The organism is Peribacillus sp. NPDC056705, from assembly GCF_043656335.1.
Genome location: NZ_JBHTYI010000018.1, coordinates 24,666 through 40,410, shown reverse-complemented (window position 1 = coordinate 40,410; position 15,745 = coordinate 24,666). Strand labels below are relative to the sequence as shown.

13 protein-coding genes are annotated in these 15,745 nt (G+C 39.5%); 10 read left to right on the top strand and 3 right to left on the bottom strand.

Annotation, left to right across the window (positions count from 1 at the left end):
- Positions 1-114 precede the first annotated feature (114 nt).
- Positions 115-594, top strand: coding sequence for a C40 family peptidase (locus tag ACFRAK_RS18915; RefSeq protein WP_387604570.1), 480 nt, complete (start codon positions 115-117; stop codon positions 592-594).
- A gap of 85 nt (positions 595-679) precedes the next feature.
- Here the strand turns inward: ACFRAK_RS18915 and ACFRAK_RS18910 are convergent, their stop codons facing one another.
- Positions 680-1,216, bottom strand: coding sequence for a GDYXXLXY domain-containing protein (locus tag ACFRAK_RS18910; protein WP_387604568.1), 537 nt, complete (start codon positions 1,214-1,216; stop codon positions 680-682).
- Entirely contained in the window at positions 1,209-2,267 is a 1,059-nt protein-coding gene (locus tag ACFRAK_RS18905; protein WP_394572240.1) for a DUF2157 domain-containing protein, read from the bottom strand. Before ACFRAK_RS18905 ends, ACFRAK_RS18910 begins: the two co-directional genes overlap by 8 nt.
- Positions 2,268-2,498: 231 nt before the next feature.
- On the opposite strand from ACFRAK_RS18905, the gene ACFRAK_RS18900 reads away from it, so the two are divergent.
- The 6 genes from ACFRAK_RS18900 (at position 2,499) to ACFRAK_RS18875 (ending at position 11,876) form a co-directional block, all read left to right on the top strand.
- On the top strand, positions 2,499-2,819 hold the full coding sequence (locus ACFRAK_RS18900; protein ID WP_192207851.1) for a PadR family transcriptional regulator: 321 nt from the start codon (positions 2,499-2,501) through the stop codon (positions 2,817-2,819).
- Positions 2,816-3,370 carry an HAAS signaling domain-containing protein gene (locus ACFRAK_RS18895; RefSeq protein WP_387604564.1) on the top strand — a complete coding sequence of 185 codons (555 nt, stop codon included), beginning with the start codon at positions 2,816-2,818 and terminating at the stop codon, positions 3,368-3,370. Before ACFRAK_RS18900 ends, ACFRAK_RS18895 begins: the two co-directional genes overlap by 4 nt.
- A complete protein-coding gene (locus ACFRAK_RS18890) occupies positions 3,363-4,157 on the top strand; it encodes a DUF4097 family beta strand repeat-containing protein (protein WP_387604562.1) in 795 nt (264 codons plus the stop codon). Before ACFRAK_RS18895 ends, ACFRAK_RS18890 begins: the two co-directional genes overlap by 8 nt.
- A 407-nt stretch (positions 4,158-4,564) precedes the next feature.
- Positions 4,565-5,527 carry a sensor domain-containing diguanylate cyclase gene (locus tag ACFRAK_RS18885; RefSeq protein ID WP_394572239.1) on the top strand — a complete coding sequence of 321 codons (963 nt, stop codon included), beginning with the start codon at positions 4,565-4,567 and terminating at the stop codon, positions 5,525-5,527.
- 320 nt (positions 5,528-5,847) lie between these two features.
- The gene (locus ACFRAK_RS18880) at positions 5,848-7,053 is read left to right on the top strand and encodes an MFS transporter (protein WP_387604558.1); all 1,206 of its coding nucleotides are present in this window, start codon (positions 5,848-5,850) and stop codon (positions 7,051-7,053) included.
- Between the two features lie 158 nt (positions 7,054-7,211).
- Positions 7,212-11,876, top strand: a complete 4,665-nt coding sequence (locus ACFRAK_RS18875) for a hypothetical protein (RefSeq protein WP_394572238.1) — start codon at positions 7,212-7,214, stop codon at positions 11,874-11,876.
- 61 nt (positions 11,877-11,937) lie between these two features.
- On the opposite strand, the gene ACFRAK_RS18870 is transcribed toward ACFRAK_RS18875, so the two are convergent.
- On the bottom strand, positions 11,938-12,864 hold the full coding sequence (locus tag ACFRAK_RS18870; protein WP_394572237.1) for a glycine-rich domain-containing protein: 927 nt from the start codon (positions 12,862-12,864) through the stop codon (positions 11,938-11,940).
- Positions 12,865-13,092: 228 nt separating this feature from the next.
- On the opposite strand from ACFRAK_RS18870, the gene ACFRAK_RS18865 reads away from it, so the two are divergent.
- From ACFRAK_RS18865 to ACFRAK_RS18855, 3 genes are all read left to right on the top strand, one after another.
- The gene (locus ACFRAK_RS18865) at positions 13,093-13,323 is read left to right on the top strand and encodes an excisionase family DNA-binding protein (protein ID WP_260287907.1); all 231 of its coding nucleotides are present in this window, start codon (positions 13,093-13,095) and stop codon (positions 13,321-13,323) included.
- Positions 13,324-13,543: 220 nt separating this feature from the next.
- Positions 13,544-14,563, top strand: coding sequence for an AI-2E family transporter (locus tag ACFRAK_RS18860; protein ID WP_387604553.1), 1,020 nt, complete (start codon positions 13,544-13,546; stop codon positions 14,561-14,563).
- Positions 14,564-14,903: 340 nt separating this feature from the next.
- Positions 14,904-15,725: a basic amino acid ABC transporter substrate-binding protein gene (locus tag ACFRAK_RS18855; protein WP_387604551.1), complete on the top strand. Its 822-nt coding sequence runs from the start codon at positions 14,904-14,906 to the stop codon at positions 15,723-15,725.
- Positions 15,726-15,745 lie beyond the last annotated feature (20 nt).

Here is a 15,745-nt window from a genome sequence, read left to right as displayed (position 1 = left end):
GTTATTTGTTTTTTTTGCAGGGATGATGATTGCTGAAAATGATTGTGGTCTAAAAACCGAAATTCAACATACATTTAAAATTGTGGTTCATTTTCAGCGTGGGGAGGAAAAAGAATGAGTTATAGTTTACCAGTTTCAAAATGGCTTGCGGCCATAGTTTTAATCGGAGCATTATTGATGGCATTCATTTTCAGTCCGGCTAATGCTTCAGCCTCTATCAATTATGGTGAAGAAGTTGCCGCTTTGGCAAAGAAGCAGGTTGGGAGCAAATATAAATATGGGGGGACGACTCCAAAAGGGTTTGATGCTAGCGGTCTTACCCAGTATGTATATAAAAATGCCGCAACAGAAATGAAGATTCCGAGAACCAGTGCGGAACAGTATAAAACCGGAAAGGCCGTGAAGCAAAATGATTTAAAAGCGGGCGATTTGGTCTTCTATGCGACAGGTAAGAAAGGGCAGGTCTCTTTTGTAGGAATCTATTATGGAAATGGTACATTTGTCGGGACCACCACCAAAGGGGTCAAGGTGGTCAAAATGAGTGATAAGTATTGGAAGGAAAAATATATAGGGGCAAAACGAGTCATTAAGTAACAATCTGATGTTCATATGAAAAGGTCCAGCAAAAAGAGCATCGAAAAATCGATGCTCTTTTTGCAGGTCATATCCGGTGATTTATTCATTCAATGATGATATCGGTTAAAACAACGTTGCCATTACGAACTTTTACGACGGCCACTGAAGGATTGGCCAATGCGTCCTTCTCCATTTCCTTTGCCTTTTCTTCGGATGCGAAATAATTGTCCAGACCGTATCTGATATGAATGGTTTCAGCATTTTGCAAGTCATAGGGGATTTCCAATTCCCCTTTTAGGTAAACGCCTTTACCGGGTTTTTCTTTCGTTACGTAATCGACGACATATAGTCCATCAGTGTTTTGTTTTAAACGTACATATACCCTTTTATAATCACCCATATTTCTTGTATTGAACCTGGTTTTAATCGAGTCATCGACTTGTGATGACTTAACTGATTCAATTTCGTATTCCAAAGCCACATAGCTTCCCCTAAACAAATCAGTCGGGTCGACCGGGGCTGTTTTGATCTTGATTACATCTCCTGTCATTGTTGTCCAGACCGGAGGAAACGCCAAGATTAACAGAATCAAGACTGGGATGGAAAATACGATGAGTGGCCGGAATGATGGATTACTCATTGAGTTCCCCTCCTTTTTTTCGTTGATTTTCAAAGAAGAAACCAAAACCGATAAGCATGATTCCGCCAATGATGAATGTAAGCGATTTTGGCAGGAAGTCAAAGGAGTAGATGTAATATCTGAAAATCAGTGCACATATTATCACGATGCTGGTCAAACTGCCTTTTAGAATGAGATAAAGCAGAAAAACGAAATAAGCTAAAGGAAACCAGATTGAAAAATCAAAGGTAAGGAAGAGTGCGGTAATACCATGTAAGATATGCCCTTGTATGTGTGTGATGTTCCGTAATTTTGCTCTTACCGGAATATAGGCAAGCACGATTCCCAATATAAACAGAATGGAAAGGACAATCGTATTCGAATTTTCAAAACCCAGCTTCGGCACGAACTCCATAAGAAATAAGGCAATTGTATTGATGGCTAAAGCGTTAATGAAAAAGGCCGGATATTTAGGGTAATTGAATTTCTTTAACACAATGTATAAAGCCGGTAGAAATATAAGAATGGCAAGCGGATAAGACGTTTCATCAACGAATATACTTCCGTTAATATAAATGAAAAGCAGGAAAGATGTAAAAAGGAGAACAAAGACATCCTTCAAATAGTAACCAATGAATATCGTACCGATCGCCCATAATAAAAAGGAACCGTTGAAATTTATGCTGATGTTAAACATCTGCTCGATTAGGAAAATCCCTGCACCAAAAATCAGAATACCTGCATAATGCAGACTTCGTGACGTTTTGGGCAAGCGTGCCTGCACCTTCACGCCAGCAAAGTTCACTCCGATGAGGCCTGCAATGATAAGCAGGAATTTAACCGCTTTACTTAAATAGATCCAGTTACTGGCTACGAAGGTCAATACGCCTAAACCTAAAAGAAGTGCCCCAATGGATAATAGAATAGTGATGAAGTTCAAATTACCTTTTACTTCATAGGAACCTAACATCCTCACTTTCTCTTGCTGGGAAATGACTCCTTCCTTTTCAAGGTAATTAAATTCATGTTCAAGAAATTCGAATTGCTTTTTTGTTATTTCTTTGTTGGACAAAGTAACTCCTCCTTCCACATTTTACTATTATACATCGTATTCTCTTGCAGCTTTGATTATAATGTTAATTTCCTTTTACCCTAATTGAAATGCATGTAAGACCAAAAAATATTTATAGTACCTTGCAATGAACAGTACCATGTGGTAAATTATTTACATAAGATGTATTGTTCGGTGTTCAGTACTGTTTATTGAACTATACTAAAGGATCTTGGAAGGAGTGATGGTGCTATGAATGTACAATTTAAAAAAGGTGTCCTGGAACTATGTGTCCTGGTCTTACTGGATAAGCAGGATCGCTATGGATATGAACTTGTACAAAAGATTTCGGATCAAATTGAAATATCGGAAGGGTCGGTATATCCACTTTTACGACGTTTGACGAAGGAGGAGTATTTTACGACATATTTGCAAGAATCAACAGAAGGGCCTCCGCGCAAGTATTATAAATTAACGGAAAAAGGCCGGAGATACCTTCAAGAGCTGCTGAAGGAATGGTATGAATTTTCTAATGGGGTCAATCAATTAATCAAGGAAGGTGTGAACCAATGAACAAAGAACAATTTTTAAAACAATTGAATGCCTCTTTAACCAGACTTTCCTTAGAGGAACGGGAAGATATCCTTCAAGATTACGAAGAGTATTTCGAAATTGGAATGGAAGAAGGGAAGTCAGAGCGGGAAATCTCCAAATCCCTTGGTAATCCTAAACAGATTTCCAAGGAACTGATGGCATCCTATCATCTTGGTCAGGTCGAACAAACGACTTCTGCAGGTAATGTAATGCGGGCGGTTTGGGCAGTCATTGGTTTGGGATTCTTTAATTTAGTGATCGTTATGGGACCATTTATAGCATTGGTCGGAGTTGTCATTGCGGGATGGGCTTCGGCGATCGCGTTCATTCTTGCTCCATTTGGCGTTCTTTTTAACCTTGCCATGGGCAATTTTCAATTATTCGATCTTTTCTCCGCATTGGGACTATGCGGGATCGGCATTTTCATTGCCATGGGAATGTTTGTCGCTACGAATGCTTTAACTAAAGGATTCGTTCGCTATTTAAAATTTAACGCTTCTCTTGTGAAAGGCGGTTTGAAAAATGATTAATGTAAAAAAATTATCGATCATTGCTCTTGTATTGTTACTGGTCGGAGTAATAGGAAGCCTATTTACGTTTTCCCAAGTGACGAATAAGGAAACGACTACAGAGGAAAAAACGATTTCGGAGATTGTGACGGACATTCAGATCGACACTGACAATGCAGCTGTAGAAATTGTTCCAACGAAGGATAAGGAGACCAGGATAGAATTGGTTTCAAAAGGGATGGATGTTTCCAAGTTGGATTTCACTGCCGATGTGGAAGGGAAGAAACTTTCGGTACAATTAAAAGATCGACGTACCTTTAGCTTTGGTTTTCATATTCAATCCATACATTTAAAGGTGTATCTGCCTGATGAATCTTATAAATCCTTTGTCGTCGAATCCGATAATGGAAAATTGCAATTATCAGGATTGAAAAGTGATAATCTGTATGTGAAATCTCAAAATGGCCGGGTAGAATTAAATGATATAATAACCGAAAAAGTTGAAGTGAAATCTGCTAATGGAAAAGTAGATCTTAATAATGTGGAGGGAAAACTGGTTGGGTCATCTAATAACGGTAAAATTACATTGGACACGAAAACCTTGGATAGGGAGATCGACTTCAAAAGTAATAATGGTAAAATCATGATCAAAACGGAGAATGAACCGACAAATACAACTTTCGATGTTCATGTTGACAATGGGAGAGTGGATATCCTTGGTAAGTATGAGGGCGGCACTGTCATTGGCAAAGGTGAAAACTTAGTGAAATTGGAAACGAATAATGGGAAAATTGAGATAACGAAATAGTGAAGCATGAAAAAGCCGATCAATTGGGGTCGGCTTTTTTTAATTATGCGGCCACTTCATCTCCATGAACAGCAGGTGTTTTATAATAATGCCCATTTAGAAATGAACCATAAACAGAAGCCAATATTTGTTGGAAAAAAGTACTGGCAGGCTACAGAGGAGTAGACGGGTTTCCGATAATAGAGAAGGTGTCAGTGGTTCCTTTCTTTTTAATTTTATTACACATATGTTAATAAGTTGGGGTTTGTCCCTTTTCTAGGAAAATTATATTTATAGTTTTTCCTTTTAGTTGTTTAGAATTATAATATGAAAAGGATAATTATGTTAAAAGTAATGAGTGTAAGTCCGCCATCAAATCTTAGGAAAAGATTTTAATGAAAATGATTTCAAAGTATGGGGGCTGTAGAATGAAATTCAATAGGTTGTCATTAGATATATTTAAAAGTATGATCTTCACTCGCAAGAAAAGGGAAAAGGACTATCTGAAGAAAGGATTCGAAGAGCAAAAAAATGTTTTTAATATAGTGGAAAGTTCTAAGGATATTATCTACTGCTACGAATCAGTCCCAAGTTCCAAGTTCAGGTATCTAAGTCCGTCCATCAATACACTTCTAGGTCAAGGCGTCTTGGAAGAAGCATACAATGACCCTTCCTCGCCTTTTGAAAGGATTCATCCTGATGATTTTGATATCCTAAATGAAAAGGTATACGTTGGGATTGATTATACTAAGCCGGTCATTCAACGCTGGAGAGATATAGAGGGAAATTATTGGTGGTTCGAGGAATATGCTTCACCTATATATGAAAAAGAGCAATTGGTAGCCGTTCAAGGAATTATTCGGAATATTGATGAAAGAGTGAGATTCATACAGGATATTGAGTATCAAATGTCCCATGACCCATTAACGAATATCCATAATCGACAGTTTTTCGATAAAATATCTGCCAAATCCAATCTTGATTTTGACACTCCGGTTGCCATGATATTGTGTGATCTAGATGAGCTGAAATTTATGAATGATACGTATGGCCATAAGAAAGGGGATGAATTGATTAAAGAAGCGGCCAATCTATTGAAACGAATTTTCTCGGACATCGCTGTTGTAGCGAGAGTGGGAGGAGATGAGTTTGCCATTCTGCTGATTGATAGAAGCAAGCGGGAAGTAGAATCTCTTTGTGAATTATTAAAGGAAGGAATCCTTCTGCAAAACTCCCTGAAAAAAGGCCCTCATATCAGTATGTCATCCGGGCATGCTTACCGTTGGCATTCCAAAGGGAATATGGATAGCTTATTCATGGAAGCGGATCAAAAAATGTTTCAAAATAAACGGCGAAGGAAGGAACAGAAACTCGTTCGGGCGGGTAGATGAAGCATAGGGAATACAATCACCATTCCTCACTTGCAGAATGGTTGATACCTGGGTGTTTAATGGAACTTTGAATTAAAACGATTTCAAGTCATTCCGCTGTAAGAATGATGAATAGAAAGCCTGGCGAACTTAAATCGTTAGTTTGCATAAGAAGTAAGTGGAAGGAAACGAACATATCGGCATTTCGTTATGAAGGGGTAGCCCAGTGTCATACTGGGCTTTTATTTATATATATTTAGGTATACGAAATAAATCATTCGCTTATTTTAACCAATTTTAGTAAACTGGCAATGACTATTTTAATTAGAAGGTGAAGGGAAATGAGGAAAACCTTAGTGGATGAACGGGTTAGAGGCACTGATAAAATCTGGACACGTGATTTCATCATGATCTGTTTGGCAAATATGTGCATCTTCATGGGATTTCAAATGACGATGCCGACCCTCCCGCTGTATGTTGAGCAGCTTGGCGGTGACGATCGCCTGGTGGGGGCTGTCCTTGGAATCTTCACTTTTTCGGCATTGCTTGTTCGGCCAATTGCCGGCAGATTATTGGAGACAAAGGGAAGACGCATCGTTTTTTCTGCCGGCTTGGCCATTTTTGCATTGTCCGTGGGTTCCTTTGGGTTCATGGGGAGCATCGGCCTGTTATTCATGATGCGGATTGTACAGGGCGTCGGATGGGGATTTTCTTCAACGGCATCAGGAACGATCGCTTCCGACATAATCCCTGCGAAACGGCGTGGCGAGGGGATGGGGTATTATGGATTATCGGGAAACTTAGCACTTGCATTAGGGCCATCATTGGGTCTTTTTCTAGTTACCGTCATTCCGTTTCAAGAGTTATTTTTGATCTGCTCATTATTAGGTTTGTTTGCCATCATTGCGGCATCACTTATTCGGTATCAAAAGGTGGAAAGTGATCCTTTGGCGGCTGTCAGAGCCAAAAGGTTTGATATATATGAAAAAAGTGCCCTTCAGCCATCTTTGCTCATTTTCTTCATCTCCGTTACATTCGGTGGAATTGCAACCTTCCTTCCGCTATACACAGCGGAAAAAGGTGTAGATGGCATTCAGTGGTACTTTTTAGTATATGCAATGGCCCTCATGGTCACGAGATTATTCGCGGGGCGATTATATGACCGAAGGGGACATCGAGCCATATTCGTGCCTTCAACATTACTCATCATGACTGGGATGCTGTTGCTTGCGTGGATGCCGAGTGAAACCGTTCTTTACATTGCAGCAGTACTTTATGGATTTGGATTCGGTTCTGTCCAGCCGGCGCTTCAGGCATGGTCGATTGAAAAGACGCCACCAAATCGGAAGGCGATGGCGAATGCAACATACTTTTCATTTTTCGATCTTGGAGTGGGCATAGGTGCCATCGTGTTCGGGCAAATAGGCTTCCTCTTCGGCTATAGGAGCATCTATATCACGGCAGCCGCCTCCATTTTCATTTCAATGATCGTTTATTTGTCCATCATCAGAGGCGAGGATAAAATAAAATCAGTGGAAAGACGTTGAATGGCTTCAATAGAAGTCATTTTTTTTGATGTAGGGGGAACACCACTGTTTTTTCATTACGCCCTTAATATTCAATAAATGTAAAAACTTTGTTATTATCGAATAGAGAATATACATAAGATGATAGAAGGTCTATTTGAAGGAAGGGGAAGCTTGGGATGAATGATTCTTCAAACGAGGAAATGACAATAGAAAGAAGGAAGCGTATTTTCCAAGAAGAGCTGGGTGCTTTATGGGAAAGGCGGCTCATCCCTAAATCAGAATATATCCGGATTAGCAGGGCATATGATCGGCATTTCCAATTAGCCCTCCATAAACAAAAGCGCTTAGGACAGCAAAAAAAGATCCAAGGACATGAAACGATTATCGGTGAAAGTGCAGAGGTGAGGGGACAAGATAGCCTAATCGAGAAATCTTCATTGAAATTACGTGAATCCAGTGGAGTGAACGAAACGATAACGAAAGATGAGAAGTCCTCGTATGAAACTAATGGATCGGCTTTCGAGGAAAGTCTTGAACCTGTCAAGGAGATCACTGATAGGAAACCTGGTATTCAAAAGCAGGTCATCAAACGGGAGAAACAGGTAAAACTGGCAAAGTCGAGGAAAACACCTGAGCAAATCAGGGAACGGAATATCTCAGTCATCTTGCTCACCGGGGTCATATTGCTTCTGTTCGGCGGGTTGATTTTAGCAACTTCCTCATGGGGGGAGCTGAATGCGGTCCTGAAAGTTTTCTTTATTGGAATGGTATCCGTCATTTTTGCAGGGATGGCCTTCATCGCTTCAAAGCTGAAGATTGAACAGACCGCTTTTGCATTCCTGACACTAGCGGGTTTATTCATTCCGATTACGATTTTATCAGCTTCATATTATCGGATTTTCGGAGAGTACTTTTCACTTAATGGTGGGGGGAGGGGGCTACTGGGGTTTCTTGGGGGATTACTTTGTTTAGCGATTTATTGTAAGATCGCTGACTACTTTAAGTCGAAAATATTCATTTTCATTTCGATATTCACGTTTGGCTTAACCGGCTATTTCGGATTGGCCTTTGTGACACCGACTATTGAGTGGATGTTTTTGGCGATTGGCATTCTTAATTTAATACTATTATGGAATATTGAGCAATTGAAGAATCAACAAGCATTAACGTTATTCAAACCATTCATTTTTCAATTCATCCAGTTTAAGATCATCGTGGAAGCCTTTGTGATCCTGACGTTATTTTCAAGTAACTTGGTGTACTCGCTAACGTTGATGGTCTTTTCTGTTTTGTTTTTAATTTTTTCGGTCAAATTCCAAAAAAAATATTATGAAATGGCTTTTAGCGCCGTTTTCACGTATGGATATATCCATTTAATCTTTAACTCATTTTTAAGTGAGTATATGATCATTGCTTTTGCACTTGTACCAATCATTTTTACTATGCTATCAAAATATCTGGCAAAATCCAAAATGACTAAGCTTTCCAAGAACTTCATGTTCACCAGTTTGATTGAGAGCGGGATCGTTTTCTTATATTGTAACGCGACGGTGTACCAGGAGAACTATGCGCAAATATTCGTCGCGCTCATGATAGTATCCGCTCAGCTTGTCCATGTTTCCCTTCAATCGAAAAATTCAGGCTTCACGTACCCGGCTGTTGTTGTTTTCAACTTAGCGTTCCTGTATCTTTTCTTTGTTTTGCCAGTCTCTTTTTCTACCATTTTAAGTCTTGTTTTCGTTCTTCAGGCCATTCAATATGTTGGAGTATATTTATATAACCGTCACCCAAGGTACGGCCTGTTTAAGAAGAGTATCTTACTTATCTCCCCAATGATCATGTTAGTGATACTGACCATTAAAGTCAGTGAAATGGATTGGCTTGCAGTTAGTGCTGCACTCGCCGTGATCTCGGGACTTTTCTTCATCACATATATAAAAGTCGATTCAAAGCATATGAAGGAAAACGCCATATACGGATTTCCAATCACTTTCGTACTGGCTCTGGTTGCTTTCAATCCATATTTGTTGGAGAGTTTAGAGTGGGTCCGGTCAAATATAACGCTCAGCGTCTATTTAATGGGGGTTTCACTGATTTCCATCGGTGCAGCTTACACATTTAGAAGGGGTTATCATAAATTCTTTCCTGTTTTTGCATATAGCGCACAGATTCTTTCCTTCCTTTCCTTGATATCGATTCCATTCGATTCACTGAAGCCTTTGGAGGAAAGCGGGGTCATTGCCATTGCTACGGCAATAAACGGCTGGGCCGTCCATATACATCGGAAGCACATATTCTGGGTGCCTGTCGTGATTACAAGTGCAGGCCTATATGCCTCACTCTACGATGTTTTTGATTTTGGTTTAATGGTATTGAAGCTTGCGTTTGTGCTGCTAGGTCCTATTATCTTTTTCCTTTTAGGAGAATGGCTTGGTAAATATTCGTACAAAGGGAAATTGTACTTCCAATATACTAGTCACCTTGCCAATTTACTGGCGATTCCTGTTGGATATTTGCTCATTGTTTATACGGAAAGTTCTCCGTTCCTATATGCTGCACAACTGTTGATTTATATGTTGAGTGCTTTAAGGACACATGTGAAATGGGAAAAATACGTTTTTACGTACCTAGGGTTTTCAGCCCTTTTCCTGCAGGTCCATTTATTTTTTGCAAACGTGGGGCAAAGGGCATTCATAACACCAATATCCATGATGATTACAGCAGGGCTCATAACCATCCTGTGGTCGGTTTCCAATAAGAATTGGAAAGGAATCATGGAGTATTATCTTATTCCATTCATTCATTTAGGAATAAGCATATCCATATTGGAAACGGCCATCCGGGGTCTTCCGCTTAACAGGGAATTGGTCTGGGTAGGAGTGATGACTGTACAGTTCTTGTTTGCCTGGTATCTGCTCATGAAAAGGAATTGGCGGAACTATGTTGTCGTTCCTCTAAGCATGGCCTTCATCTTTTATAATATGTATGTAAATACATTACCTTTGGTTATGGCGATCATCGTATTGCTTGTATGCATGACTGTGATGGTGATGGTCAGCAGACACCATTTCAAAGGATTGGTCAACCAAGAGGGAACGAAGAGAGTCATTGATTATTATCGGATTTTTGGCTTGTTATATCTGTGCACCCTAAATCTTGAAGTGTTTATGAGCGGTACGGGTTCTGCAATTTTGGGGATTTTTGTTTCCCTGCTGATGCCTGGCTACTTCATCCTTATGGAAAGATTCACGATCCATAAGAAAGAAAGAAGCAATTATTTGGGAATAGCGGCCATCATCGGACTTTTCCCGTTCATCAATATTTTGGACTTTGCCCATGCACTCCCAATCATCACGAGTTTGGCCGTTCTTTTTGGCTGTATGGCAGGAATGCTATTGTTAAGCAGGCTGTATTCCAGCCGGTTACTCAAGAAAGACGGATCAGGCATCGTCATCTTTGATCCTTTCAGGATCTATGGTTTATTCTTTTTGATCGATATGAATGCGGAAGTTTTTAATGATACTAAACATCAGTTACTCCAAGTCTTTGTATCGCTTCTGTTAACCGCTTATTTCATTTTCCCGAGAAGCATGACAGCGGAAAAGCCAGAAAGGAAAATCTATTCCAATATTGCTGCACTAGTCAGTCTGTATCCCTTCCTAGTCATCGTCGGCTATGCCGACAGCCTATCGGTTGAAATGGGATTGATGATCCTTTTCGGCTGTATGTCAGGGATGTTGCTTTTAAGCCGGCGTTATTTCGATGGTTTAATAAAAAGGGAAGAAACAGGCATTTCCATCGATGCATACAGGATATATGGCCTGCTTTTCTTACTCGCCATGAATAGGGGAATTCCAGTAACTGAAACATCAAGCCAGTTACTCGAGGTTGTCGTATCGCTCTTGATAACGGTTTACTTCATCTTGATTGGAAGTTTCACAAAGGATGTAAAAGAAAAGGGCATCTACGTTTGGCTGACGGGAATTCTCAGTTTGTATCCCTATTGGACCATCATCATGTACGCGGATACATTACGGCCTTTCGTTGGCGTGGCAGTCCTTTTTGGGTGTACGGCCATAATGGTACTGCTAAGCAGGAAATTCTTTAAAGGCTTGCTATATAAAGGTGGGTCAGGACTTCAATTGGATTTTTACAGAGTCTATGGTCTGCTGTTTCTTCTTGCCATGAATATAGATGTTTTGACGGGGGGACCAGCACATTTCATTTTGGAAATCTTCGTGGCGCTTCTGATTCCGGCCTACTTCATTTTGATGAGAAGCACGACGACAGGAATGTTGGAAAGAAAATCCCAGTTGGCTGCAGCGATATTGTTCAGTTTATATCCATATTGGGTCATTGTCGATCAGCTCACGATACCTCCTGTACTAGAGGAGGAGGTGAATATTCTGCCGCTGTTCATTGTCAGCACCACTCTGCTGAGGAAAATCTTCGTTAAAGGCAAAATCACACAATATATCGAAAGTGGTATTGTTTTCCTCTTATTTTCAGTCTTGATCATTGATGCAATGGCAGGAAACACCTTATATGATGCGCTCATTATCGGCACGGTGTCATTGGCAGCTATGCTCTTTGGATTCATGATGAAATACAAATCCTATTTCATCGCTGGAACTGGGACCATTTTATTCAATGTCTATATGAATACCAATTCGATGTGGGGCGAGATGCCATGGTGGCTGTATTTAATCATCGGCGGCGGGCTGCTTATCGGAATTGCATCTTTCTTTGAATGGAAAAAACAAAAAGACAACCGGACATCGAAGGAAGTACTTGAGAAAAATAAACAAAGGATAAAGAATTGGTTCAATCGGTGGAATTAATGAAGAGGGAAAATTTGAGAAAATAAAAAACGCTTGGGCATCCAAGCGTTTCTTGTGAAGCTCAAGACGAGCAAGAGCTGCATGAAGAGCAGCTTGAAGAGGAATCAGAACTGGCGTCATGGGAACCGTTATGACCGCCATGATCGGCATGGCCGGATCCAGAGGAAACTGTGTTCGCTTCATTCCCGAAAATATCTTTAAATTCGCTGTCAAAATCATCGGTGCTTGCATAAGTGAAATAGGCAGGAGCCGCATAGTCCATCTGGTCGTACGTTTTCCGCCAATTCAATTCTGTCATGGGGCGATTTTCTTTAAATCGGGAAGTGAAAGTTTCAAAGGTCCGTTCCGCTTGCATACTTGTCGGTTTCCTCATATATTTCTCTTTTAACTGCTCCAGTTCCAACATTTCAAAATCACGTAGAAGCGTTTGCCCTTTATCATGTTTGAAAAATTTGCCCCACTTTTGAATGGAATTGGAATCCACGGTAAATAGCTGAACATAGTAAAAGTCGAAAAGAGTGCGCTCATCGGGTTTGAAAACAGGTTCTGAATGAGGATGGTGCTGAATGGTCCTACCGATGAAAGCTTGGCAAAACTCATCATATTCCCGTCTAGATTTCAGCATGATGTGCCACAACTCATCGATGACTGAATTAAACATTTCAACTTTTCCAAACACTGCAGCCATGATCAAGTAGCGTTTCAATTCACGCCAAGCCTGATTGACCTTTAACTGTGAGTACCGTGGATGCTTCAGGCGGAATTCAGTATTGACCTTCTCCATATAATTGAAATCCAGTGCATGATTAAGCTTTTCCATCAATGCTTCTGAAACGATTTCCGTTGCATGCAGTTCTAAAGTTTCAGCATGGTATTTACGAAATTCATTTTGATAGCGTTCTAATTTAGCTGGTTCACTTAGTCCTTTAACGAAATTGACCAGTAAAACAGTAAAAATTGCCGCAAGAATGACATAAAAGAAAGTCATCTTTGTCCACTCCTCTAAATATATGGGTATATTACTTTAACATTATCTTACATGTTCTCGGAAGGGATTGTAAGTTTTTTGAACAAATCGTTCCATTAACGGAACTCGATTAAGCTGTGGAGGTTGCATGCCAGTTTCGTCCTCAGGCAAAGGGGGCTTAAATCAAAAACCAAGCACTTCAAAATATCCTTCATATCTAGTATAGTTAGGAGGAAAAGGGGTGAAGGCATGTACTTGACAGTAAAAGAGACTGCGGAATATCTATCGATGCCGGAATCTTATATAGAAAGTTTGATCGTTCAAAATAAAATTCGCACCGTTTATGATGGTGAGCAGCATTTGATTTTTAAAGATCAGTTTAATATGCATCTTGAACAGATGGAGAAGTATAAGAAGGAATTAGCGGATTATTATAACGAACCCATCCCCGAAGATATCGATGTGAAGGATGAAGATTAGCATCTGCCGGTTTGGCAGATGTTTTTTCATGCAGGAATGGCTTGGGATAAAGGCTTGAATTTTCCAAAAAGGTCATAACGGCGTCTCTATCATGGGTTTTACTGATCATTCAAATAATTTTGTTGTCAATGGAAGGTAATTGTAGTAGAATTCCTCAATTCCGTGTAAAATAAAAGGTAAAGGAATTATAATGGCAGAACGGTAGTTAGGAGATAGGTAAGTGGTAAAAGAGTATTTGCAAAGTGAAGGTTTTTCAAGGTTAATTACATTAATTGTGTTAGTCCTCTTTTTAATAAGCATCGGTAGTATGGTTAATATCGTGTTATTCACATTTGTTTTCACTTTCTTGATGGGAAGGCTGGAGCAATTTATCATGATTCGGCTGAATAAAGTCATGCATATCAACTCCAAGGTTGTTATAAGCTTTTTATATGTAGTCGTCATTTCTTGTTTAGCCATCGTACTTTATAAATATCTACCGGTCATTACGCTGCAATTCACGGAATTAGTGACACAGATCGTTTTCTTCTTTCAACATCCACCAGATAGTAGGGTCATTCAATATGCCATTAATATAATGAACGAGCTGGAATCGCCGCTCGATCTTCAAAAACAGATGAATACACTCTATCTTTATATATCCGATTTCGGTAAACTGGCATTTCAAATTTTCATTTCCATGTTGCTTAGTCTATTTTTCTTATTGGAAAAGGATAAAATCATTCGTTTCACTGCTAAATTCAAGCGGGCCAAATTTAAATCTTTCTTTATAAACCTAAGCCACTTTGGCGTCAAATTCATCAATTCATTCGGAAAGGTGATTGAGGTCCAGTTCTTGATAGCCATCACGAATGCTGTCCTATCTGTAACTTTCTTATGGATTCTTGGCTTCCCGCAGTTGCTCGGTCTAGGAATCATGATTTTCTTCCTGGGTTTGATTCCGGTTGCAGGGGTCATCATCTCCCTCATTCCACTGAGCATGATTGCCTATAGTATCGGCGGCATGCCCAAAGTGATTGCTGTATTAATCATGATTGTTGTGATCCATTCAATTGAAAGCTATATTTTAAATCCGAAATTCATGTCGGCAAAAACAAATCTTCCAACATTTTTCACCTTCATCATCCTCTTGTTTTCCGAGCATTTCCTTGGAATATGGGGATTGATCATCGGAATACCGATCTTCATCTTCCTGTTGGATATGTTGGATATTGAAGAGGGGAATACGGAAGTCCCATAATAATCATTCGAGCAGCGGCCACGCTAATATGGCTGCTGCTTATTTTTGTTCCATTAAACCTTTTGAAAGATGGCGCTAACTGTTTTCAATATAATATCCATTAATTTGAGTAAAGGGGAAAAGAGTGCGTCTCTCCCTATTAGAGCATAGTTGCGTTTTTGGTTTACCAAGTTAATTGATTAAATTTTTATTTTACTAAAGTTATTTATCGACTTTTTATTGCATAAAAAAACAAATAAACGTATAATATTCTTAAAAGAATATACTGAAAGTTCTGTGAAGTTAGATTTATCTGTTTTTTTAAAAAAAGGGAGTTTACGAGAGAGAAGAGGGGATTATTTTGAAAAAGGTTTCTTTTTTAGTGTTTGCCATGGTTGCTTTTTTGTTACTTGTCTTGACAGGATGCGGGAAGGATAAGGAAGTCTCGACAACTGGTAAAGAAGAAGGGTCCAATGGGAAAACACTGAGGATCGTGACGGACGCCAACTATGCTCCATTTGAATATCTTGAAGGAGATAAGATTGTAGGGTTCGATGTTGATTTCATCAATGCCGTTGCAAAAGAAGCGGGTTATGAAGTTAAATTGGAAAGTGTTGGTTGGGATCCGATTTTTGTTGAAATCGAAGGTAAGAGAGCGGATGTCGCCATATCTGCGATTACAGTGAATGACGAAAGAAAACAATCTTATGACTTTTCTGTTCCGTATTTCTTATCCACAAATAAGATTCTCGTTCCTGAGAATAGTGATATAAAATCTGGAGATGAATTGAAAGGAAACGTCATTGCCGTTCAGACTGGTACTACTGGACAGGAAGCGACAGAGAAACTCCTTGGAAAGAATCACAAGGATATTAAAAAATTCGAAAATAATAACCTGGCCATTCAGGAATTACTTAAAGGCGGAGCTTCGGCTGTCGTAGCTGATAATACAGTCGTTGAAGAATATGTGAAAAATAACCCCGATCAAAAACTGAAAGTCGTTGAAGATAGCAAAAGCTTTAATGAGGAGTTTTATGGTCTTATGTTCCCAAAAGGCAGTGAATTGAAATCGGAGTTCGATAAAGCCGTGAATGCCATTTATGAAAATGGGAAATATGCAGAAATCTATAAAGAGTGGTTTGGTACTGATCCAGATATTGAAACGTTGAAAGCACAACAATAAAATCAAATGGATAGTAAAAG

Excerpts from the sequence above, each read along its gene's own strand:
- ACFRAK_RS18910 (WP_387604568.1), bottom strand. The coding sequence starts at position 1,216 with ATGAGTAATCCATCATTCCGGCCACTCATCGTATTTTCCATCCCAGTC.
- ACFRAK_RS18890 (WP_387604562.1), top strand. The coding sequence starts at position 3,363 with ATGATTAATGTAAAAAAATTATCGATCATTGCTCTTGTATTGTTACTG.
- ACFRAK_RS18885 (WP_394572239.1), top strand. The coding sequence starts at position 4,565 with ATGAAATTCAATAGGTTGTCATTAGATATATTTAAAAGTATGATCTTC.
- ACFRAK_RS18880 (WP_387604558.1), top strand. The coding sequence starts at position 5,848 with ATGAGGAAAACCTTAGTGGATGAACGGGTTAGAGGCACTGATAAAATC.
- ACFRAK_RS18895 (WP_387604564.1), top strand. The coding sequence starts at position 2,816 with ATGAACAAAGAACAATTTTTAAAACAATTGAATGCCTCTTTAACCAGA.
- ACFRAK_RS18875 (WP_394572238.1), top strand. The coding sequence starts at position 7,212 with ATGAATGATTCTTCAAACGAGGAAATGACAATAGAAAGAAGGAAGCGT.
- ACFRAK_RS18870 (WP_394572237.1), bottom strand. The coding sequence starts at position 12,864 with ATGACTTTCTTTTATGTCATTCTTGCGGCAATTTTTACTGTTTTACTG.
- ACFRAK_RS18915 (WP_387604570.1), top strand. The coding sequence starts at position 115 with ATGAGTTATAGTTTACCAGTTTCAAAATGGCTTGCGGCCATAGTTTTA.
- ACFRAK_RS18865 (WP_260287907.1), top strand. The coding sequence starts at position 13,093 with ATGTACTTGACAGTAAAAGAGACTGCGGAATATCTATCGATGCCGGAA.
- ACFRAK_RS18900 (WP_192207851.1), top strand. The coding sequence starts at position 2,499 with ATGAATGTACAATTTAAAAAAGGTGTCCTGGAACTATGTGTCCTGGTC.